21 protein-coding genes are annotated in these 21,255 nt (G+C 74.0%); 11 read left to right on the forward strand and 10 right to left on the reverse strand.

Annotated features, from left to right (window positions below):
- Nucleotides 1–60: 60 nt before the first annotated feature.
- Nucleotides 61–1,050: a hypothetical protein gene (locus tag BTM25_RS24505; protein WP_235828623.1), complete on the forward strand. Its 990-nt coding sequence runs from the start codon at nucleotides 61–63 to the stop codon at nucleotides 1,048–1,050.
- Nucleotides 1,051–1,209: 159 nt separating this feature from the next.
- Here the strand turns inward: BTM25_RS24505 and BTM25_RS24510 are convergent, their stop codons facing one another.
- The 4 genes from BTM25_RS24510 to BTM25_RS24525 form a co-directional block, all read right to left on the reverse strand.
- Complete coding sequence (locus BTM25_RS24510) at nucleotides 1,210–1,977, reverse strand: YaaA family protein (protein ID WP_103565386.1); 768 nt, start codon at nucleotides 1,975–1,977, stop codon at nucleotides 1,210–1,212.
- 102 nt (nucleotides 1,978–2,079) lie between these two features.
- Nucleotides 2,080–2,310 (reverse strand): DUF7455 domain-containing protein, encoded by a 231-nt coding sequence (locus tag BTM25_RS30530; protein WP_103565387.1) that lies wholly within the window; start codon nucleotides 2,308–2,310, stop codon nucleotides 2,080–2,082.
- 138 nt (nucleotides 2,311–2,448) lie between these two features.
- A complete protein-coding gene (locus BTM25_RS24520) occupies nucleotides 2,449–3,519 on the reverse strand; it encodes an ABC transporter permease (RefSeq protein ID WP_103565388.1) in 1,071 nt (356 codons plus the stop codon).
- The gene (locus tag BTM25_RS24525; RefSeq protein WP_103565389.1) at nucleotides 3,516–4,418 is read right to left on the reverse strand and encodes an ABC transporter ATP-binding protein; all 903 of its coding nucleotides are present in this window, start codon (nucleotides 4,416–4,418) and stop codon (nucleotides 3,516–3,518) included. The genes BTM25_RS24520 and BTM25_RS24525 overlap by 4 nt, the downstream gene beginning before the upstream one ends.
- Nucleotides 4,419–4,614: 196 nt before the next feature.
- Between BTM25_RS24525 and BTM25_RS24530 the strand changes: the two genes are divergently transcribed.
- The 5 genes from BTM25_RS24530 (at nucleotide 4,615) to BTM25_RS24550 (ending at nucleotide 9,750) form a co-directional block, all read left to right on the forward strand.
- Nucleotides 4,615–6,705, forward strand: coding sequence for a DNA gyrase/topoisomerase IV subunit B (locus tag BTM25_RS24530; protein WP_103565390.1), 2,091 nt, complete (start codon nucleotides 4,615–4,617; stop codon nucleotides 6,703–6,705).
- Between the two features lie 44 nt (nucleotides 6,706–6,749).
- Nucleotides 6,750–7,361: a TetR/AcrR family transcriptional regulator gene (locus tag BTM25_RS24535; protein ID WP_103565856.1), complete on the forward strand. Its 612-nt coding sequence runs from the start codon at nucleotides 6,750–6,752 to the stop codon at nucleotides 7,359–7,361.
- An 81-nt stretch (nucleotides 7,362–7,442) separates the two neighbouring features.
- Nucleotides 7,443–7,928 carry a hypothetical protein gene (locus BTM25_RS24540; RefSeq protein WP_103565391.1) on the forward strand — a complete coding sequence of 162 codons (486 nt, stop codon included), beginning with the start codon at nucleotides 7,443–7,445 and terminating at the stop codon, nucleotides 7,926–7,928.
- Nucleotides 7,928–9,097, forward strand: a complete 1,170-nt coding sequence (locus BTM25_RS24545) for a sensor histidine kinase (protein WP_103565392.1) — start codon at nucleotides 7,928–7,930, stop codon at nucleotides 9,095–9,097. Before BTM25_RS24540 ends, BTM25_RS24545 begins: the two co-directional genes overlap by 1 nt.
- Nucleotides 9,094–9,750: a response regulator gene (locus BTM25_RS24550; RefSeq protein ID WP_103565393.1), complete on the forward strand. Its 657-nt coding sequence runs from the start codon at nucleotides 9,094–9,096 to the stop codon at nucleotides 9,748–9,750. Before BTM25_RS24545 ends, BTM25_RS24550 begins: the two co-directional genes overlap by 4 nt.
- 10 nt (nucleotides 9,751–9,760) lie before the next feature.
- Here the strand turns inward: BTM25_RS24550 and BTM25_RS24555 are convergent, their stop codons facing one another.
- The 4 genes from BTM25_RS24555 to BTM25_RS24570 form a co-directional block, all read right to left on the reverse strand.
- Complete coding sequence (locus BTM25_RS24555; protein WP_103565394.1) at nucleotides 9,761–10,330, reverse strand: thioredoxin family protein; 570 nt, start codon at nucleotides 10,328–10,330, stop codon at nucleotides 9,761–9,763.
- Between the two features lie 272 nt (nucleotides 10,331–10,602).
- Complete coding sequence (locus tag BTM25_RS24560; RefSeq protein ID WP_103565395.1) at nucleotides 10,603–13,092, reverse strand: DNA gyrase/topoisomerase IV subunit A; 2,490 nt, start codon at nucleotides 13,090–13,092, stop codon at nucleotides 10,603–10,605.
- Nucleotides 13,093–13,137: 45 nt separating this feature from the next.
- Nucleotides 13,138–14,313, reverse strand: a complete 1,176-nt coding sequence (locus BTM25_RS24565; protein ID WP_103565396.1) for an acyl-CoA dehydrogenase family protein — start codon at nucleotides 14,311–14,313, stop codon at nucleotides 13,138–13,140.
- Nucleotides 14,310–15,464 (reverse strand): CaiB/BaiF CoA transferase family protein, encoded by a 1,155-nt coding sequence (locus BTM25_RS24570; RefSeq protein ID WP_103565397.1) that lies wholly within the window; start codon nucleotides 15,462–15,464, stop codon nucleotides 14,310–14,312. Before BTM25_RS24570 ends, BTM25_RS24565 begins: the two co-directional genes overlap by 4 nt.
- 59 nt (nucleotides 15,465–15,523) lie before the next feature.
- On the opposite strand from BTM25_RS24570, the gene BTM25_RS24575 reads away from it, so the two are divergent.
- The 5 genes from BTM25_RS24575 to BTM25_RS24595 all read left to right on the forward strand — a co-directional run bounded on the left by BTM25_RS24575 (nucleotide 15,524) and on the right by BTM25_RS24595 (nucleotide 19,945).
- The gene (locus BTM25_RS24575) at nucleotides 15,524–16,183 is read left to right on the forward strand and encodes a GntR family transcriptional regulator (RefSeq protein WP_103565398.1); all 660 of its coding nucleotides are present in this window, start codon (nucleotides 15,524–15,526) and stop codon (nucleotides 16,181–16,183) included.
- Between the two features lie 112 nt (nucleotides 16,184–16,295).
- A complete protein-coding gene (locus BTM25_RS24580; protein ID WP_103565399.1) occupies nucleotides 16,296–17,459 on the forward strand; it encodes an alpha-hydroxy-acid oxidizing protein in 1,164 nt (387 codons plus the stop codon).
- A 91-nt stretch (nucleotides 17,460–17,550) separates the two neighbouring features.
- The gene (locus BTM25_RS24585) at nucleotides 17,551–18,150 is read left to right on the forward strand and encodes an ATP-binding cassette domain-containing protein (protein ID WP_235828624.1); all 600 of its coding nucleotides are present in this window, start codon (nucleotides 17,551–17,553) and stop codon (nucleotides 18,148–18,150) included.
- A gap of 71 nt (nucleotides 18,151–18,221) precedes the next feature.
- A complete protein-coding gene (locus tag BTM25_RS24590) occupies nucleotides 18,222–19,343 on the forward strand; it encodes a sensor histidine kinase (protein ID WP_103565401.1) in 1,122 nt (373 codons plus the stop codon).
- Nucleotides 19,340–19,945, forward strand: a complete 606-nt coding sequence (locus BTM25_RS24595) for a response regulator transcription factor (protein ID WP_103565402.1) — start codon at nucleotides 19,340–19,342, stop codon at nucleotides 19,943–19,945. Before BTM25_RS24590 ends, BTM25_RS24595 begins: the two co-directional genes overlap by 4 nt.
- Nucleotides 19,946–19,960: 15 nt before the next feature.
- Here BTM25_RS24595 and BTM25_RS24600 read toward each other — a convergent pair whose 3' ends face one another.
- Both BTM25_RS24600 and BTM25_RS24605 read right to left on the reverse strand, forming a co-directional pair.
- Complete coding sequence (locus BTM25_RS24600; protein ID WP_235828626.1) at nucleotides 19,961–20,539, reverse strand: hypothetical protein; 579 nt, start codon at nucleotides 20,537–20,539, stop codon at nucleotides 19,961–19,963.
- Between the two features lie 128 nt (nucleotides 20,540–20,667).
- Entirely contained in the window at nucleotides 20,668–21,111 is a 444-nt protein-coding gene (locus BTM25_RS24605; protein WP_103565403.1) for an LPXTG cell wall anchor domain-containing protein, read from the reverse strand.
- Nucleotides 21,112–21,255 lie beyond the last annotated feature (144 nt).

Below are 21,255 nucleotides of genomic sequence, written 5' to 3' on the forward strand. Positions count from 1 at the left end.
TCCTTCCTACGCTTCCGCGCTATGGGACTCATGGAGCTTGACCGGGCACCGGGAGGACCGGTGGACCGGAACCCGACGAGCAGCGGGGCCACGGTGGTCCGTCCCCGCACCGCGCAGGTGATCACCGGGCGGCCGTGGGTGGATCCCGCGCTCGACCAGGCGGTCACGGCCGTCCGCGACCGCTATTTCCGGTTCGGCGCGCACGTCCTGGCCGAGTCGCGCGCGGATCCGGAGCTGCGTTCGCTGCGCGTCGAGGCGCTGGCGAAGGCGGCGATCGGCTGGAGCGGCGGCATCGAGGCGCTGCTGGCCGAGGACGCCCGCAACCCCGACCTGTGGCTGTGGCTGGGCCGCACCCGGGTGGAGGAGGCGTGGTCGGTCCGGCCGGACGGCCGGGCGCGTGCGGTGCAGGCCGCCCGCTTCACCACCTACACCAAGTTGATGCGCGGCGCGCGCGAGCCGTTGCGCAAGGCGGCGGAGATGCTGCCCGAGGATCCCGTCCCGTGGGAGTCGATGCTGTGGCTCGCGCTCGGGCTGGACCTGGACCGCGAGGAGAAGGACGCGCTCTGGGAGCAGGTCAGCCGCCGCTGCCCGACGCTCTACGGCGCGCACGTCGCGCGCGTGGTGACGCTGTCGCCGCAGTGGGGCGGGGTGCCGGAGGAGATGTTCGACTTCGCGCGGGTGGCGATGAGCACGGCCGGCCGCGAGGACCCGCGGGCCGCGCTCGTTCCGCTGGCCTATTTCGAGCACTTCGTCCAGTCGCGCTCGGGGATCATCCGCGGGTCGTCGTCGTGGTTCACGCCCGAGGAGAACCGGGACGTGGCGACGGCGGCGCGGGGCTGGTTCGAGGGCGCCCGCCCGCATCCGCGGACGATCGAGGCGCACAACATCTTCGGAGCCGCGTTCCATCTGGCCGACGCGCGCCGTCCCGCCCGCCAGCACCTGCTGCGGACGTTCGGGCGGCCGAGCGGGCTGCCGTGGACGTACCTCGGCAGCGACGGCACGCACCAGTACCTCAAGGCGTGCAAACACCTGAACGTCGTCACGGACTGAACCGGTTCACCGGCCGGGACGCGCCGCCCGGCCCGAATTCGGCACGTTCCAAACGAGCGCACCGCACGGACCGAGCGAGCGACTCGCGCTGAGCCGGCCACTCGTGCCCTCCGTGCCGCGCGAACCGATCAGGCCGCCATGCCACGCGAGCGACAGGGATCAGTCGGGGAGGATGACGTCCAGGGCGGGGCCCTGGGGTGTGCCGGTCAGTTCGGCCGTATGGCCGAGGCCGGTGACGATCTTCAGGAGTTCGTCCGGCGTGCGCGGGTCCGTGCCGGACGCGATCAGGTCGCGGGCGATCAGGCCGCGCGTCGCCTTCGCCATGTGGCTGACGACCGTGCGCCGCACCTCGCCGCCGACGACCCGTTCCCGGAACACCCGGACGGCGACGGCGGGGCCGGGCGCACGCCACGCGGCGGAGTAGGGGCCGGAGCGCAGATCGACGACGAGCCGTCCGTCCGCGCCGAGCGGGCCGTCCAGCGCGCGGGTCAGGGCGGGCCGCCAGAGCGTCGCCGGCCGGCCGAGTCGCGGCAGGGTGACGTTCATGGACAGCCGGTACGGTGGCACGCGGTCGGTGAGCCGCAGAGCGCCCCACAGCCCCGAGAACACCACGATCCGCTCCGCGGCGCGCACGGGATCGAGCGTGTCGAGGGCGAGATGGTCGTACAGGACGCCGGTGTAGAGCCGCGCGACGGGCAGCGCGGGCGCGTCGGCGAGGGCGCGGTTGCGGGCGAGCGCGTCGGCGGCCTGTCCGGCGGGCAGCCCGAGGACGTCCGCGCCGGACGGCCGGGCCGACACGCGGCGCACGGCCGTCAGCAGCCGCTTGCGGACCGGGTTCAGCCCGGGGAACGCCAGCGCGGCGAGATCGAGCGGCGGCCCGTCCCCGCCGGCGGCCTTCTTCTCCGACGGCGGCAGCAGGATGAACACGTTCCCCCCGGAACGGCGCGGCCCGCGCACCGGACCGGTCGCGGGCACCGGAAACGGCGGCCCCCGTGGCTCGGTGGCCGCCGCAAGCGGGTCTGGTCCGACCTACCGGTCGTCGTCGACGGCGGAGGCGGGCGTTTCGGTGAGTCGGGCGGACTCGTCCTGTATGTCGGCCCCATTGGATCGGAGCGCCTCCGCGTACTTGCGCCCGTGGTGGGCGCAGAAGAGAAGGTCGCCGCCGCCTACAAGGACCGCACGGACGTAGGCCTGGGCGCCGCAGCGGTCGCACCGGTCGGCGACGGTCAACGGCTTGGTCGGGGCAAGGGCTCCAGTCACGGCACCTTCCTCATGCTCGGGGTCGGTACTTAAGACAACATCTAACCCGACGTGAACGTTCCCAACCGGTTTCCAGGTACGCCGAGAGCAGAATGGCAGCCTTAGTGACCGAGGTCACATCGGGTTGGTGACGCTCCGTCACGAAGCGTCCCAGCGGAACAGCCGGGAGGCGAGGAACGCGGTCACCGCGGCCACCCCGAGGAGTACTCCGATCTGCGGCAACGCCGACGCGGGGCCGAGTCCGCGCCCCATCACGTTGAGCATCGCCTCGTTCAGGTAACGCAGCGGAAAAACGTAGGACAGGGTCCGCATCCACACCGGCGCATCGTCCAGAGGGAAGAACGAACCGCCGAGGAACGCCATCGGCAGCACGACGAGCTGGGTCATCGACTGGGCGGACTCCTGCGTCTTGGCCCATGCCCCGATCAGCATTCCGATGCCGAGGAACGCCAGCACCCCGGCCACGACCGAGGGGATCGCCATCCACCACGCGCCCATCAGCTTCAGGCCGAAGACCGGGAGCTGGGCCACCGCGAGGAACAGCCCGAGCTGCACCATCGCGACGGCGAGGCTGACGGCCACCCGCGCGCCGAACACGGTCGCGATCGGCGCGGGCGACAGCCGCAGCCGCCGCAGCATGCCCTTGGTCCGCCAGGTCACGAGCGTCTGCGAGGCACCGAACACGCCCGCCGACGCCAGCGCCCAGCCGAGCAGGCTCGGCGTGAAGAACTGGATCGCCTTGAGCGAGTCGTCCTCCACCTGGACGTCCGACATCCGGTAGGTGGGCGGCCTGCCGGACGCCTCCTGGTTCGCCGCCTGGACGACCGCGCCGAGCAGGCCCCGCACCGTCCCGGCCTTGACCTGGTCGGCCGCCGAGTAGTGGACGACGAGCGTCCCGTCCCGCTGCTCCACGGCCGCGGCGGCGTCGCCCTTCTCGACCTTGCGCAGCGCCGCCGCCGACGTGGCGTAGCGGGTGACCTTCATGGTCTTGCGCAGGTCCGCGTCATGGGCGACGGCCCCGTCGATCAGCGGCGCCGCGCCGATCTCGATCACGTCGACCTTGGACGACGTCTGGTGCCCGAACACGCCGCCGAACACCACGAGGAACATCAGCGGGAACAGGACGGTGAAGAACAGCGCGCCCCGGTCCCGGCGGAAGCCGAGGAACATCGCCCGCGCCAGGCTCCGGAAACTCTGCCAGGTGCTCATGCGCGGTACTCCCGTCCGGTCAGGTCGAGGAACACGTCCTCCAGGGTGGCGCCGCGGATCTGGACGCCCGTCAGCGCGTCCCGCGTCGCCAGGGCCGCGACGACGGCCGACGGGTCGCGGGTCTCGACGGTCAGGGACACGCCGTCGTCGGCGGCCTCGTCGGCGCCGGGCAGCGCGCGGGCGTCCTCCAGCGGCAGGACGCCGCTGGCCACGCTGATCCGCGCGGGCGCGTCCAGGCCGCGCACGAGCGTGGCGGGCGGCCCCATCCGCAGGATCTTGCCGCCGTCCATGATCGCGACGCGGTCGCAGAGGGACTCGGCCTCGTCCATGTAGTGCGTGGTCAGCACGATCGTGCGGCCCGCCGTGTTGATCTGCCGCAGGACGTCCCACAGGTTGCGGCGCGCCTGCGGGTCGAGGGCGGCGGTGGGCTCGTCCAGGAAGACCAGCTCGGGGTCGTGGACGAGCGCGCACGCGATCGACAGCCGCTGCGCCTGCCCGCCCGACAGCTTCTCCACGCGCTCGCCCGCCTTGCCGGTGAGCCCGACGGCCTCCAGCATCGCGTCGGCCTTGCGCGCCGGCACCCCGTACAGGGACGCGAACGTCTGCAACTGCTCGCGCGCGGTGAGCCGCTCGAAGAACGCCGACGCCTGCAACTGGACGCCGATGCGGGGCAGGAGCTTGGAGTTGCGCGGCCACGGCGGCAGGCCGAGGACGGTGACCGTCCCCTCGTCGGCCTCCCGGAGACCCTCGATGATCTCCAGCGCCGTGGTCTTGCCCGCGCCGTTCGGGCCGAGGATGCCGAAGAACTCGCCCTCCTCGACGGTGAACGAGACCCCGTCCACGGCACGGACGTCGCCGTACCGCTTGCGGAGCCCGTCCGCATTGATCGTGTGTGCCATGATCGGGACCTTAGGGCCGAGACGGCCCCGGGACACCCGCCCGGAGGTGGATCCGGCGTCTCCACCCCCGGTCGCGCGGCCGGGGGCGGACGGCGGCGAGCCTGGCGGAGGAATGTCGGAACCCGGGGGTACTCTCGTCCCCGGCGGACGGAGATCGCCCGCCTGACCCGGCTCGCCCCCGAGGAGCGCACGCACGTTGACCGCCGCGACAGCCGAACCCACGACCGACGACCCGCAGGGCTACTCCGCCCGGCACCTCTCGGTGCTGGAGGGGCTGGAGGCCGTCCGCAAGCGTCCCGGAATGTACATCGGGTCCACCGACAGCCGGGGCCTCGCGCACTGCCTCTGGGAGATCGTCGACAACTCCGTCGACGAGGCGCTGGCGGGCTACTGCTCGCACATCCAGGTGACCATGCACGCCGACGGCTCGTTCGAGGTCGCCGACGACGGGCGCGGCATCCCGGTGGACGTCGAGCCCCGCACCGGGCTGCCCGGCGTCGAGCTGGTCATGACGCGCCTGCACGCGGGCGGCAAGTTCGGCGGCGTGTCCTACACCGCGTCCGGCGGCCTGCACGGCGTCGGCGCGTCCGTCGTCAACGCCCTGTCGGCCCGCCTCGACGTCGAGATCGACCGCGACGGCCGCACCTGGGCGATGAGCTTCAAGCGCGGCCTGCCCGGCGAGTTCGCCGACGCCGGACGGCCGAACGCCCGGTTCAAGAAGCGCTCGGGCGTCCACGAGATCGGGCGGGTCGGCAAGAACGTCACCGGCACCCGCACCCGCTTCTGGCCGGACCTGCAGATCTTCCTCAAGGACGCCACGGTCGACGGCCCCCTGGTCATGGACCGGATGCGGCAGACCGCGTTCCTCATCCCGGGCCTCACCATCGACGTCCGTGACGAGCGCGGCGAGGAGCCGGTCGAGGAGACGTTCCGCTTCGACGGCGGCATCGGCGAGTTCTGCACCTACCTCGCCAAGGACCCCGCGATCGTGGAGATCCTGCGGCTGGAGGGCAAGGGCGGGTTCACCGAGACCGTCCCCGTCCTGGACGACCAGGGCCACCTGACCCCGACCGACGTCGAGCGGGAGCTGGAGGTCGACGTCGCGCTGCGCTGGGGCACCGGCTACGAGACGATCACCCGGTCGTTCGTCAACGTGATCGCCACGCCCAAGGGCGGGACGCACGTGCGCGGGTTCGAGCGGGCGCTGGTGCGCGTGCTGAACGAGCAGCTCCGCGCCACCAAGCTGCTGAAGAACAACGACGAGGACGTGCTCAAGGAGGACTGCCTGGAGGGCCTGACCGCCGTCGTGACGGTCCGGCTGCCCGAGCCGCAGTTCGAGGGGCAGACCAAGGAGATCCTCGGGACGTCCGCCGCGACCCGGATCGTGGCGCAGGTCGTGACGCGCGAGCTGAAGGCCGTCTTCGACAACCCGGGACGCGGACAGAAGCAGCAGCTCCGGACCGTCCTGGAGAAGGTCGTCGGGGCGGCCAAGACCCGCATCGCGGCCCGCACCCAGCGCGACAACCAGCGCCGCAAGAACGCGCTGGAGAACTCGGCGCTGCCCGCCAAGCTGGTGGACTGCCGGTCCGCCGACGACCGCAGCGAGCTGTTCATCGTCGAGGGCGACTCGGCGCTCGGCACCGCCAAGCTGGCCCGCAACTCCGAGTTCCAGGCGCTGCTGCCGATCCGGGGCAAGATCCTGAACGTCCACAAGGCGTCCGTCGCGGACATGCTGAAGAACGCCGAGTGCGCCTCGATCATCCAGGTGCTCGGCGCGGGCTCGGGCCGCACCTTCGACCTGAACGCCGCCCGGTACGGCCGGGTGTGCCTGCTCGCCGACGCCGACGTGGACGGCGCGCACATCCGCTGCCTGCTGCTCACGCTGTTCTACAAGTACATGCGGCCGATGCTGGACGCCGGCCGGGTGTTCTCCGCCGTCCCGCCGCTGCACCGGATCGAGCTGATCAAGCCGCGCAAGGGCCAGGACAAGTACATCTACACCTATTCCGACGGCGAGCTGCGGCAGCGGCTCGTGGAGCTGGAGCGGCGCGGGCAGCGCTGGAAGGAGCCGATCCAGCGGTACAAGGGCCTCGGCGAGATGGACGCCGACCAGCTCGCCGAGACCACGCTCGACCCGCGCCACCGCGTGCTGCGCCGGATCCGCGTGGAGGACGCCGAGAGCGCCGCCGCGACGTTCGACCTGCTCATGGGCAGCGACGTGGCGCCGCGCCGGGCGTTCATCACGGCGGGCGCGTCCGAGCTGGACATGGACCGCATCGACACCTGACCCGGCTGCGCGTGCGTGATCACTCTCCGTCTAGAGTGGTGACGGTGAGCGATGGAACCGGTGTGCCGCCGGACGACGACCTCCGCGAGCAGATCGTGCGGGCCGCGACGCGGCTGTTCGCCGAGCTGGGCTACGACGCCACCCCGCTGGACCTGATCGCCGACACGGCCGGGACCGGCACCGGCATGGTCACCGGCCTGGTCGGCGGCAAGCAGGCCCTGTACCTGGAGGTCATGCGACGGGCGTACGAGGCGGAGCAGGAGATGCTGGCCGCCGCGACGGACGCGTTCACCCCGTCCGTCGAGGGCGCCGTCGCGCTCGTGGACGCGGTGCTGGACTTCTACGCCGCGAACCCGCAGTTCCGCGCGCTGTGGATGCACCGGTGGCTGGCCGACGCCGCCGACACCGAGAGCCTGGAGGCCGAGTACGTGCTGTCGCAGACGCGGCACGTCATGGAGCGGACGCGGGAGCTGGTCCCGCCGGACGTCGACGCGTACTACCTCGTCGCGACCGTCATCTGGACGGTCTTCGGGTTCCTCGCGGGCGGCCGGCCGACGCAGGGCCTGCCGTCCCGGCACCATCCCGACGCCGCCGAGATCGAGCGGTTCCGGGGCTACCTCCACGTCCTGACCAGGCGGATGGTCGCCCCCTGCTGAGCCCCTCCACCCCCGGGTGGAAGGGCGCAACCCGTCCGCGCTCCGATGCCCGCCGGTCCGCCGCGGCCTAGCGTTGAACCCATGAGCACCGCAGCAGAGATCGCCCTCGTCGTCGTCGCGCTCGGCTTCGTCCTGAGCCGCCAGCTCTCCTCCCGCCCGCTGGAGGAGAAGTCCTCCTTCCGGGTGCCGCTGATCCTCGCCGCCGTCGGCCTGTTCAGCGGCGGCCTGATCGACCGCGACCACCTCGCCATGAGCGTGACGCTGCTCGTCGCGGGCCTCGTCGTCGCGCTCGGGTCGGGCGTCGTGCGGGCGCTGACCGTCCGGGTCTGGCGCGCCGAGGACGGCACGCTCTGGCGCGGCGGGACGGCCTGGACGCTCGCCGCCTGGGTCAGTTCGGTCCTGCTGCGCGTCGGGCTCGTCGTCGCGGGCCACGTCACCGGCGCGGCGTCGGAGGGCGGCGGGCTGCTCCTGTTCCTCGGGCTGACGCTGGTCGTGCAGAACGCGCTGGTCGTCTACCGGGCGCGCACGCTCGTCCCGGCGCCCGCCGTGCAGGCCGTGGCCGTCTGATGCAGCCGCGACGCCCGGCCGGGGACCGGTGGCTCAGCAGGGTGCTGCTGACCGCCGGCCTCGGCTGGGCGGGCTTCTCCTATCTGCGCTCGGTCGGCGAGACCTCGCCGCGGCCCGCCCTGCACGGGGCGGGCCTCGCCGTCGTGGTGCTCAACGTCGTGACGGTCGCGCTGCTCGGGGCGTGCATCGGACTGTCCCGGCGGGCCGATCGCGTCTGCAAGCGGACCGGCGGCCGGGACGCGGGGACGCGCGACGCGCGGCTCGCCGTCGTCCTGGCGGGCCTCGCGCTCGTGACCGCGCTCGCGTTGTACGGCGTGGCGTCCCGGTCGGGCGGCGGGTTCACGTTCGCGATGGTCGCGCTGTGGTCGCTCGTGGTGCGGCTCGGCCTGGCGTGGGCGGTCGCGGCGGGCGGCGCGACGCTGCTGGCGACGGCCGCCATCAGCGAGGCCATCCGTCCGGACGGCCCCGACCTCGGCCTGCTCGCCGCCGGGCTCGGCGTGCTCGTCGGCGCGATCGCCACCCGGCAGCGGCGGCTCGCCGAGACCGCCGCGCGCCGTGCCGAGGCCGAGACGATCGCGCTGGCCGAGCGGTCCCGGATGGCGCGGGAGATTCACGACATCCTCGCCCATTCGCTGTCGGCGCAGGTCGTCCATCTGGAGGCGGCACGGCTGCTGCTGGCACGCGACGGCGACGGGCAGGCGCTCGAGCAGGTCGAACGCGCCGGACGGCTCGCGCGGTCCGGGCTGGAGGAGACCCGGCGGGCGCTCGCGGCGCTGCGCGGCGACGCGCCCCCGCTGGACGAGGCGCTGGAGAGCCTGGCCGCCGACTTCCGGGGCGGCACCGGCCGCGCCTGCCCCGTCGAGGTGACCGGGACGGCCCGGGAGGTCGCCCCGCCGGTCGCGCTCGCGGTCGTCCGGACGGCGCAGGAGGCGCTGACCAACACCCGCAAGCACGCCCCCGGCGCCGACGCCCGGATCGCGCTGCGCTACACCGAGCGGGAGATCGTCCTGGACGTCGCCGACACCGGCGGCACCGAACCGCCGCTGGACCTCGCGAGCGGCGGCTACGGCCTGGTCGGCATGCGCGAACGCGCGGCGCTGATCGGTGGGACCCTGGAGACCGGACCGGACGAGAAGGGCTTCACAGTGTCGCTACGGGTGCCGTCATGACGGGCCGGACGAGGATCCTGGTCGTGGACGACCAGACCGTCGTGCGGGAGGGCCTGATCCTCCTGCTGAACCTGCTGCCCGACATCGAGGTCGTCGGGTCGGCCGGGGACGGGGAGCGGGCGGTGGAGCTGGTCGCCGAGCTGCGGCCCGAGGTCGTCCTGATGGACCTGCGGATGCCGCGCGTGGACGGCGCCGAGGCCACCCGGCGGATCAAGGCCGACCATCCCGAGGTGGAGGTCGTCGTCCTCACCACCTACGCCGACGACGAGTCGATCTTCGCGGCGCTGCGCGCGGGCGCCCGCGGCTACCTCACCAAGGACGCCGGCGCCGACGAGATCGCCCGCGCGGTCGCGGCGGTGCGCGGCGGCGCCGCCCAGCTCGACCCGGCCGTGCAGCGGCGGCTCGTGGAGGCGGTCGCGTCGGGGGAGCGGCCGGCGGCGGCGCCCGGCGGGCTGCCCGACGGGCTGACCCCGCGCGAGGCCGAGGTGCTGCGGCTCATCGCGCGGGGCCTGTCCAACGCCGAGATCGCCCGGGACCTGTTCATCTCCGAGGCGACGGTGAAGTCCCACATCAACAACCTGTTCGCGAAGGCAGGGCTGCGCGACCGCGCCCAGGCCGTCACCTACGCGTACCGGAACGGCATGGCGGACTGACGGCGTCCGCTCAGCCGGGCTCGTTGCCGGGCCGCCACTTGACGCCGCAGCCGAGCGACGGCGTGTGCGGCTCGGGCACCGGCTCGCCCGCGAGGACCAGGTCGAGCGCGGCCCGCAGCGTCGCCCCGTTGGACGGGACGTCGTTGCGGGGCCGCGCGCCGTCGAACTCGCCCCGGTAGGCCAGCCGCCGCGCCGCGTCGTAGAGGAAGAAGTCCGGGGTGCAGGCGGCGCGGTAGGCGAGCGCGACCTCCTGCGTGTCGTCCAGCAGGTAGGGGAACGTGAAGCCCGCGCGCCCGGCCTGCTCGACGAGGTGCTCGGCGTCGTCGTCGGGGTAGCGGTCGGTGTCGTTGCTGCCGATGCCGACCGTGGCGACGCCCCGCGCCGCGTACTCGGCCGTCACCGCGCCGAGCGCCGTCTCGATGCGCCGGACGTAGGGGCAGTGGTTGGACAGGAACACCACCAGCACGGCCGCCGCGTCGCCGGTGTCGGCGAGCGAGAACGGCTTGCCGCCGTCGGCGGCGGGGAGCGTGAACTCGGGAGCGGGCGTGCCCAGCGGAACCATGAACGAGTTGATCGCCATGCGGCCATTGTGACCGACGCCCCGCCCGCCGCCCGCCTGCCGCCCGCGGATCGGCGGAACTGGAACGATCACGACCGGCCGCCGACCCCGCGGGAACGCGCCCCGGCATCTCGTCCGCCCGCGCGCCCCACGAAGATCAACGCATCCGTCGCCCCGTCAGGACGCCGCTCACCCGCGTCCGCCCGAACGCGGGTTCGTGCGTGCGGCGATCACCTGGCTCCGCCGGGCTCGCGCGCCCGCGCCGCCTCGCGGCGGCGCGGGCGCGGGCCGGGTCACTCCTCGGGCGCGGCGGGGGTCTCCGGGGCGGACGGGCCGATGGGGCCGCCGACCATGCCGAGGGCGGCGGGGAGCCGCTCGCCGGAGCCGTCGCGGCGGCCCAGCTCGACGTCCAGGTCCGCCGGCCTGCCGTCCGGGGTCGCCGCGCGGAGCGGGACGGGACCGGCCCAGGCGAGGATCAGCGCGTCCTCGCCCTTGAGGAAGCGGTGCGAGCGGACGCCGCCGGTCGCGCGGCCCTTGGGCGGGAAGTCGGCGTAGTCGGCGAGCTTCACCGCGCCGGTCTGCGTGCCGGGCAGCGCCTCCGACGACCCCGAGACGGTCAGGACCCGGGACGGACGGGACGGGTCGACCGCGCCGAACCACAGGACGCGCGCGTCCGCGCCGAGCTTGATGCCCGCCACGCCGCCCGCCGTGCGGCCCTGCGGCCGGACGATCGACGCCTTGTAGCGCAGGAGCTGCGCGTCGGTGGTGATGAAGACCAGGTCGTGGTCCTCGGAGAGGAGCTGGGCGGCGCCGACGACGCGGTCGCCGTCCTTCAGGGTGATGACCTCGAACTCGTCCCGGTTGGCGGGGAAGTCCGGCACCACCCGCTTGACGACGCCGTGCGCGGTGCCGAGCGCCAGGCCGCCCCCGGCGCCGGTGAGGGAGCCCAGACCGACGACCGTCTCGTCCGGTTCCAGATCGACGTACTCGGTGACCGGCGCGCCGCCCGCCAGCGACGGCGGCGACGCCGAGGGCGGCAGGGCGGGCAGGTCCAGGACGGCCACGCGGATCATCCGGCCCGCCGAGGTCACCGCGCCGAACTCGCCGCGCGCCGTCGCCGGGACGACCGACAGCAGGACGTCGTGCGCGGAGCGTCCGCCGTCCGCGGGCAGGGGCGCGGCGCCCTGCGTCCGGGCGAGCTGGCCCGTCGCCGACAGCAGGACGAGCACCGGGTCGTCGGCGACCTCCAGCGGCACGTCGGCGGTGCGGGCCTCGCCGGACGCCTCCAGCAGCACCGTCCGGCGCGGGGTCGCGAACTCCTTGGCGACGTCGGCCAGCTCGCGCGACACGACCTTGCGCAGCCTGGTCTCCGACTCCAGGATCGCGGTCAGCTCGGCGATCTCCTTGGCGAGCTGCTCCTTCTCCTTCTCCAGCTCCAGCCGGTCGAAGCGGGTGAGGCGGCGCAGCGGCGTGTCCAGGATGTACTGCGCCTGGATCTCCGACAGCGAGAAGATCTGCATGAGCCGCTGCCGGGCCTGCCCGGCGTCGTCGCTCTGCCGGATGACCTGGATGACCTCGTCGATGTTCAGCAGCGCGACGAGCAGGCCGTCGACCAGGTGCAGGCGGTCGGCGCGCTTGCGGCGGCGGAACTCCGAGCGGCGCCGCACGACGTCGATGCGGTGGTTGACGTAGACGCCGAGCAGGTCGCGCAGGCCGAGCGTGCGGGGCTGGCCGTCCACCAGCGCGACGTTGTTGATCCCGAACGTCTCCTCCATCGGCGTGAGGCGGTACAGCTCCGCCAGCACCGCCTCCGGGTGGAAGCCGTTCTTGATCTCGATGACGAGCTGCAGCCCGACCGTCCGGTCGGTGAGGTCCTTCAGGTCGGCGATGCCGTTGAGCTTCTTGGCGTTGACCAGTTCCTTGATCTTGGCCTTGACGCGCTCGGGACCGACCGCGTACGGCAGCTCGGTGACGACGATGCCCTTGCGGCGCGGCGTCACGTTCTCGATCCGGACGGTCGCGCGGGTGCGGAACGTGCCGCGCCCGGTGGCGTAGGCGTCGCGGACGCCGTCCAGCCCGGCGATCCGCCCGCCCGTCGGCAGGTCGGGGCCGGGGACGAACCGCATGAGGTCGTCCAACGTGGCGTCGGGGTGGTCGATGAGGTGCCGCGCCGCCGCGATGACCTCGCCGAGGTTGTGCGGGGCCATGTTGGTGGCCATGCCGACCGCGATGCCGGACGTCCCGTTGACGAGCAGGTTCGGGAACGCCGCCGGGAGGATCTCCGGCTCCTGCTCCTGCCCGTCGTAGTTGGGCCGGAAGTCGACGGTCTCCTCGTCGATCGAGGCGACCATCAGCATCGCCTCGCGGGACAGCCGCGCCTCGGTGTACCGCATGGCGGCGGGCATGTCGTCGCCGCCGAGCGAGCCGAAGTTGCCGTGCCCGTCGACCAGCGGCATCCGCATGGCCCACGGCTGGGCCATGCGGACCATCGCGTCGTAGATGGGGCTGTCGCCGTGCGGGTGCAGCTTGCCCATCACCTCGCCCACGACGCGGGCGCACTTGACGTGCCCCCGGTCGGGCCGCAGGCCCATCTCGCTCATCGAGTACAGGATCCGGCGCTGGACGGGCTTCAGGCCGTCCCGGGCGTCGGGCAGCGCCCGCTGGTAGATGACCGAGTAGGCGTACTCGAGGTAGCTGCCGCGCATCTCCTCGGAGACGTCGATGTCGACGATGTTCTCGTCGAAGTCCGGCGGGGGAGGGGCCTGGGATCCGCGTCGTGCCATGCGCACAATTGTGACCGCTCCCGGTGACAGTTGCGCACGGCGCGCTCAGCGGAAGGCGGGGATCCCGGTGAGCGCCTGCCCGATCACCAGCGCGTGCATCTCGGCGGTGCCCTCGTAGGTGAGGACGGACTCCAGGTTGTTCATGTGCCGGATCACCGGGTATTCGAGCGAGATGCCGTTGGCGCCGAGGATCGTCCGGGCCGTCCGGCACACGTCCAGCGCCTCGCGGACGTTGTTCAGCTTGCCGAAACTGACCTGTTCGGGACGCAGCCGGCCGGCGTCCTTGAGCCGTCCGAGGTGCAGCGCGAGCAGCAGCGCCTTGTGGATTTCGAGGGCCATGTCGGCGAGCTTGGCCTGCGTGAGCTGGAACCCGGCGATGGGACGGCCGAACTGGACGCGCGTCCCGGCGTAGTCGACGGCGGTCTCCAGCGCGGAGCGTCCCGCGCCGACGGCGCCCCAGACGATGCCGTAGCGGGCCTCGTTGAGGCAGCTCAGCGGCGCCTTGAGCCCGGTGCCGTCCGGCAGCGCGGCGTCGGCGGGCAGCCGGACGTCGTCCAGGACGAGTTCGCTGGTCACCGAGGCGCGCAGCGACATCTTGCGGTGCATCAGCGGCGCGGAGAACCCGGGCGCGGACGTGGGGACGACGAAGCCCCGGACGCCGTCCTCGGCACGCGCCCACACGACGGCGACGTCCGCGACGGACCCGTTGGTGATCCACATCTTGCGGCCGTTCAGCACCCAGTCGGTGCCGTCGCGGCGCGCGGACGTGCGCATCGAGCCGGGGTCGGAGCCGTGGTCGGGCTCGGTGAGGCCGAAGCAGCCGATGGCCTCCCCGGCGGCCATGCGCGGGAGCCACTGCCGCTTCTGTTCCTCCGAGCCCCACCGCCAGATCGCGTACATGGCCAGCGAGCCCTGGACGGACACGAGCGACCGGATGCCCGAGTCGCACGCCTCCAACTCCAGGCAGGCCAGGCCGTACGCGACGGCGCTCGTCCCGGCGCATCCGTAGCCTTGCAGGTGCATCCCGAGCAGGCCCAGCTTGCCCATCTCCCGGGCCAGATCGCGGACGCCGGGCAGTTCGCCGCGCTCGAACCACTCCGCGACGTGCGGGGTGATGTTCTCCGCGCAGAAGCTCCGCACGGTGTCGCGGATGTCGATCTCCTCGGCCGACAGCAGGGAATCGACGGCGAGCGGGTCGCGCGGGTCGAACGGGACGCTCATGCTTCTCCTTCGGGGAACGGGACGGCCGGGCCGCGCAGCCAGGCGCGGACGCGGTCGCCGTGCTCGTCGAGGCCGGGCGGCGGCAGGGCAGTCCCGGCGGGGGTGGCCGAGAACGTCACCGGCGGCCTGATCTGGCCGGGGTGGTCCGGGCCGAGGTCGAGCACCGGGTCCAGGCCGAGGTCCTCGGCGTACCGGACGGCCGCGCCGACGTCGTTGACGCGGGCGCACGCGATCCCGGCGGCGTGCAGGACGGGCTCCCACGCGTCCGCGCGGCGGGCCGCCAGCGCGTCCTCCAGCAGCGCGACCAGGGCGTCGCGGTGCGCGACGCGGTCGGCGTTGGCGGCGAACCGGGGGTCGTCGGCGAGCGCGGGACGGTCCAGCGCGGCGGCGAACCGGCGGAACTGGGCGTCGTTGCCGACGGCGACGGCGAGCGGGCCGTCCGCGCAGCGCAGCGTCTCGTAGGGCGCGATGCTGGGGTGCCGGTTGCCCATCCGCGCCGGGGCCGCGCCGGTCGCGAGGTAGGCGGACGCCTGGTTGACGAGTCCGGCGAGCAGGCTGGACATCAGGTTGACCTCGACGTGCTGGCCGCGTCCGGTGCTTTCGCGCTGGCGCAGGGCGGCGAGGATGCCGATCAGGGCGTCCTTGCCGGTCAGGACGTCCACGAGCGCGACGCCCGCCTTGGTCGGCTCGCCGTCGGCGGCGCCGGTGACGCTCATCAGCCCGCCCGCCGCCTGCACCACGAAGTCGTAGCCGGGCAGGTCTGCGCTGGCGCCGAAGCCCGACACGGACGTGTAGACCAGCCTCGGGTTCAGCTCCAGCGCGCTCTCGGCGTCGAGGCCGCAGCGGGCGAGGACGCCCGGACGGAAGTTCTGCACGAGCACGTCGGCGCGCCGGACGAGTTCGACGGCGGCGGCCCGGTCGGCGGGGTCGTCCAGGTCGAGGGCGACGCTGTGCTTGCCCCGGTTGAGGCCCGCGAAGTAGGTGCTGGAGCGGTCCGTCCAGGGCGGTCCCCAGCGGCGGGTGTCGTCGCCGGTGCCGGGGCGCTCGACCTTGACGACGGTCGCGCCGAGGTCGGCCAGCGTCATCGTCGCGAGCGGGCCGGCGAGGACGCGGCTGAAGTCGGCGACGAGCACGCCGTCCAGGGGCCGCATGCGAACATCCCTTCCCGGGGTAAAGTTGGATCCAATATACATTTCGTCCAGGGAGGCCCATGGCCCGGCCGCCGACCGTGCAGGACTACGTGCTCACCGAGCTGCGCCGGGCGATCGTCGCGGGCGAGCTGCGGCCCGGCCGCCCGATCCGGCAGGAGAGCCTGGCCGCGTCGCTCGGGGTGAGCCGGGTGCCGGTCCGCGAGGCGCTGAAGGTCCTGGAGGGCGAGGGGCAGGTCGTCCACCGGCCGCACCACGGCTACGCGGTCGCCGAGCTGTCGCTCGCGGACCTGCGCGAGGTGTACCTGATGCGCGAGCTGCTGGAGTCGGAGGCGGCGCGGACGGCCGTCGTCCACCTCACCGACGCCGAGATGGAACAGGTCGTGACCGCGCAGCGGGACGTGGCGGCTGCGTCGGCCGCGGGCGACCTCGCGGCGATGACCGAGGCGAACCGGCGCTTCCACTTCGCGATCCTCGGCGCGTCCCGGCTGCCGCGCCTGGTGCGGGTCGTCCGGTCGCTGTGGGACGCCACCGACGCGTACCGGTCGGTTTACTACAATGCGCCCACCCACCGGGAGACGGTCGAACGGGAGCACGCGGCCATCGTCGCCGCCCTGCGCGCCCGCGACGCCGCCCGGCTGGTCGCGCTGCTCGCCGAGCACCGCGACCACGCGGTGGCGGCCCTGACCACGATCATCTCCGACGAGGGGACGCGCCCATGAGCACGCCGGAGGCGCGCGCCGCGCGCTGGACTGAGGAGCGGCGGGAGCTTGCGACCAGAGGGACGAGGGAAGCGCGCGGCTGTGAGCGCGCCGTAGGCGAGCGGGGAGCACAGTGAGCACGCCTGCGGACTTCCAGAACGAGATCTATCTGGCGGGCCTCGGGGACGTGCTGCCCGGGTTCCCGACGGATCTCACGAAACTGGAGGACGCGGCGCGGGATGTCCTGAGCGCGCGGGCGTTCGGGTACGTGGCGGGGTCGGCGGGCAGCGAGCGGACGGCCCGGTTCAACCGGGAGGCGTTCGATCGGTGGCGGATCGTTCCGCGGCTGCTGCGCGACGTCTCCGTCCGTGACCTGTCGGTCGAGGTGTTCGGGCAGCGGATGCCCGCGCCGGTGCTGCTGGCGCCGCTCGGCGTGCAGAGCATCCTGCACGCCGACGGGGAGCGCGCGACCGCCCGCGCCGCCGCCGCGCTCGGCCTGACGAGCGTGCTGAGCACCGCGTCCTCGACCGCGCTGGAGGACGTCGCGGAGGCCGCCGGGACGGGTCCGCGCTGGTACCAGCTCTACTGGCCCAAGAGCCGTGAGTTGGCCGCCAGCCTGGTCGCCCGCGCCGAGGCCGCCGGGTACCAAGCGCTGGTCGTCACGCTGGACACGTTCACGCTCGCGTGGCGTCCCCGCGACCTCGACGGCGCCTACCTGCCGTTCCTGCGGGCCGTCGGCGTGCAGAACTACTTCAGCGACCCCGTCTTCCAGGCGATGGTCGGCGGGCCCGTCACCGACGCCAACCGCGACGCGGCCCTGCTCACCTGGGTCGGGCAGTTCGGGAACCCCGCGCTGACCTGGGACGACCTGGCGTGGCTGCGCGAGCGCTGGAGCGGCCCGATCGTGCTCAAGGGCGTCCAGCACCCCGACGACGCCCGGCGCGCCGCCGCCGCGGGCATGGACGGCGTCGTCGTCTCCAACCACGGCGGACGGCAGGTGGACGGCGCGGTCGCCTCGCTGGACGCGCTGCCCGTCGTCGCCGAGGCCGTGGGGGACCGGCTGACCGTCCTGTTCGACAGCGGGATCCGCACCGGCTCGGACGTGATCAAGGCGCTGGCGCTCGGCGCGCGGGCGGTGCTCGTGGGCCGTCCGTTCGCCTACGGGCTCGCGCTCGGCGGGGAGGCGGGCGTCCGGCACGTCCTGCGGTCGCTGTTGGCCGACCTGGACCTCACGCTGGCGCTCGCCGGGCTGACCGGGCCCGGCGACCTCGGGCCGGACACGCTCGTCCGGGCCTGACATTCGTCACGGGTCGTCCCCGCGATCCTCACGGCCGGTTCCTGACGGCCGTGACTGCCCCGGACGCCCCGGAACCGGAACGATCGTGGATATGACGGCACATGTGATCGAGGTACGCGACCTGCACGTCCGTGCGGGCGAGGACGAGTCCGTCCGCGGCGTCTCGTTCGCGCTGGCGGCCGGCGAGATCGGCGTGCTGCGCGGGAAGGGCGCGACGGCGGTGCTGGAGGCGGCGGCGGGGGTGCGGCGGCCGGTGGCCGGGACGGTGCGCGTCGCCGGGACCGACCCCTACGAGCGGCCCGGCGCCGTCCGGTCCGGCGCGGTGTGGCGCGAGGGCGGGCTGTTCCCCGGCCTGACCGTCGCCGAGGTGGTCGACACCTGGCGCCGCTGGACGCTGGACCCGATCGGCCGCGACGACGCGCTGCGCCTCACCGGGCTCACCGGCCTGGCGGACGTGCCGTTCGAGCGGCTGACGCCCGTCCGGCGGCGGCTGCTGGACCTGGCGCTCGCGCTGGTGGGCCGCTCGGACGTCCTGTTCCTGGAGGACCCCGCGCACGGCCTCGAACGCGGCGACGCCGACCGCGTCTGGTCGGTGCTGCGCTTCGCCGCCGCGCACGGCGTGACGGTGCTGGTCACCGCGCCGGCCGAGGCGGCGGGGGCGCGGGCCGTCCCGGGGCTGCGCGCGGCGTGACCGGCGTGACGACTGACATACGCTGAGGCACCCGCAGGAAGCGGGCGGAGCGAGCAGAGGCGGGCAGCCGGGTGCAGCCGAGGATTCCGCGCCCCACCGTCATCGCCGCGATCACCGTGACGATGACGCTGGTGACGATGGCCGGCCTGCTCGCGCCCGGGTTCTGGGCGGAGCTGTTCGGCCGCGGCGACCCGGCCCGCCTCGCGCTCGCCGGGACGCTCGTCGGCGCGGTGTTCGCGCTGTACGGCCGGATGCTGTGGGCGAGCCTCATGCGCCGGTCCCGCCCGTGGCACGCGGCCGGGCTCGCGGTGGTCACGGCGGGCTGCTGGCTGCTGCCCGCGCTGCTGCGCGGCGACGGCGGCTGGGGCAGCGCGCTGATCGCGCCCGCCGGGTTGTTCGCGGTCGTGCTCCCGGTGCGCGCGGCGACGGCCGTGACGACCGCCGCGACCCTCCTCGCGCCCGCCTACGGGCTGGCGCTCGGGCAGCCCACGCCGACCGTCCTGTACGCGGCGGTCGCGATCCCACTCACCGCGTTCTCCGGCTTCGTGACGGTGTGGTTCTTCCACGTCGTGCAGGAACTGGCGGAAGCACGCGCGGAGATGGCGCGGTCGGCGGTCGGGGAGGAGCGGCTGCGGTTCGCCCGCGACCTGCACGACGTCCTCGGGCACAGCCTCCAGGCCGTCGCGCTGCGCGCCGAGGTCGCCGAACGGTTCCTGGACCGCGATCCCGGCCGCGTCCGCAAGGAGCTGGCGGAGATCCAGACGATGGCGCGGGACGCGGTCCGCGACGTCCGGGAGGTCGTGCGCGGCCACCGCCGGACGTCGCTGCGCACCGAGCTGGACGGCATGTCGGCGGTGCTGCGCGCGGCGGGCATCCGCTGCGAGCGCCCGGAGGTCGGCGCCGGGCTGCCCGCGCACGTCCACGAACCGCTCGGCTGGGTCGCGCGCGAGTCCGCGACGAACGTGCTGCGGCACTCCAGCGCGACCTGGTGCCTGATCACGGTCTGGGCGGACGACGCGCAGGTCTGGCTGGAGATCGTCAACGACGGCGCGGGCCGCCGCGCCCACGGCGCGGGCTCGGGGCTGTCCGGGCTCGCCGAGCGGATCGCGGCGGCGCGCGGGGAGTTCCTGGCCGGTCCGGTCGGCGACGGGACGTTCCGCGTCGCCGCCGCCGTCCCGAGGGGAGAGCCATGATCCGGGTCCTGCTGGCCGACGACCACCTGCTCATCCGGGAGGCGCTGGTCCTGCTGCTCGGCACCGAGGACGACATCGAGGTCGTCGCCGAGGCGGGCCGGGGCGACGAGGCCGTGGACCGGGCGCTCGCGCTCAAACCGGACGTGGCCGTCCTCGACATCGACATGCCCGGACTGGACGGCCTGGCCGCCGCCGAACGCCTCTCCCGGGACCTGCCCGCGTGCCGGCTGGTGATCGTCACCGCGCACGGCCGGCCGGGCAACCTGCGCCGGGCGATGGCCGCCGGGGTGCGCGGGTTCCTCGGCAAGGACGCGCCGGGCGCGCGGCTCGCCGAGGTCGTCCGGCAGGTCGCGGGCGGCGCGCGGTACATCGACCCGCAGCTCGCCGCCGACGCGCTCGCCGCCGAGGAGTGCCCGCTGACCCCGCGCGAGCTGGACGCGCTGCGCGCCGCCGCCGACGGGGCGCCGGTGGCGAGGATCGCGCGGGGGCTCGGGCTGTCGGAGGGGACGGTCCGCAACTACCTGTCGTCGGCGGTGACCAAGCTCGGCGTGGACAACCGGCACGCGGCCGTCCGCGCCGCCCGCGACCTCGGCTGGCTGTGACGTGCGGGAACGGGGTCAGGCGGAGTTGTGCTCGGGCGTTTGGGACCGCTCCAATTCGAGCGCGTCGAGGACCGTCCCCGCGGGGTCGAGCGCTTCGATGAGCGGCGCCCGGCGGGCCGTCCAGACCACGGCGACGTGCCCGTGCTGCGGTACCGGGATCACCCGCCGCCCGACGCGGATCTGCGTGGCCTCGCTGGCGACCCGCAGCCGCACCTGGTTGACGTACTTGGCGCCCCAGGGCAGGAGCCGGTCGGCGTTGCGGACCGTCCGGCCGCTGCCGTACCGGCGCAGATGGCGGCCCAGCTCGGCCGCCGAGCGGCGGGCCAGCGGCTCGGCGGGCGCGGCGCCGCCCCCGCCGCCGAGGGCCATCCACTCGCCGTTGCGGCGGTGGAACGTCCAGCCGTCGATGAAGCTCTCGCCGGGAACGTTCCCGGTCTCGTCGAACGTCAGGACGGTGACGACGGCAACGTCGCCGTCCACGTCCAGGCACAGCGGGAGGAACGTCAGGCCGACGTCGGGCACCCCCGTGCGGGTGTCGGGCAGGCCGTCACGGAGGAGGCGCAGACACTCCTCGTTCACCTCGTGATCGTTCATGATCGGACCTCTGTCTTCGCTGGGCCGGCCAATGCCTCCGCGAGCGCGGAACCGCCGCCGCACATACTCTAAAGGTCCGGCTCGTGAGGTTTTGCGCAGACGGTCGTTCTCTTCCCGTTCAGCCGGTATCAATCTCCTGTCGGCGCGGAAAGGTTCGGTGAAGTCGCAGTTGGGAGGGCCTGGACGGCCAGTGCGCAGCACAGTGCCGAAAGGGGTATTTCGGCCACGGCGGCGAGGGTGATCGCGACCGTCCGGTCCGCTCCGGGCGCGGCCGTCAGGACGTCGAACCAGGCGTCCGCCACGAGCAGCGCGGCGGTCCCGGCGGCGGTCAGGCCGTGACGTGGGTCACCCCGTCGCAGCAGGGCCCCGGTGGCGACGAATCCGGCGGCGATCATGAGGTCCAGGCCCGTCCAGGCCGTCGCCCAGTGCGCCGCCTCGCCGGTCGCCGGGAGCCGCGCCGCGAGGGCGCACGCCCACGGGACGAGCGCCGCGCCCGCCGCGAGCAGCAGGCGCGGCAGGTGGCCGGTGCGGTGCCCGGCCCGGACGCGCGGCAGGCTGGTGGTCATGGTCATCGGGACTCCCCTCGGGTCGTCCCCCCAGCCTTCCGGCGCCGACCGCGTCTGTCGGTAGCGCGGCGTTCCGGCCGGGGGTGGCACCAGGTACAGCCCGGACCGGCAGTTCGCCGCATGGTGCCCGCCGCGCCGCGAACCGTAGGG

Origin of the sequence: Actinomadura rubteroloni (assembly GCF_002911665.1) — a bacterium.
GTDB classification, from domain to species: Bacteria; Actinomycetota; Actinomycetes; order Streptosporangiales; family Streptosporangiaceae; genus Spirillospora; species Spirillospora rubteroloni.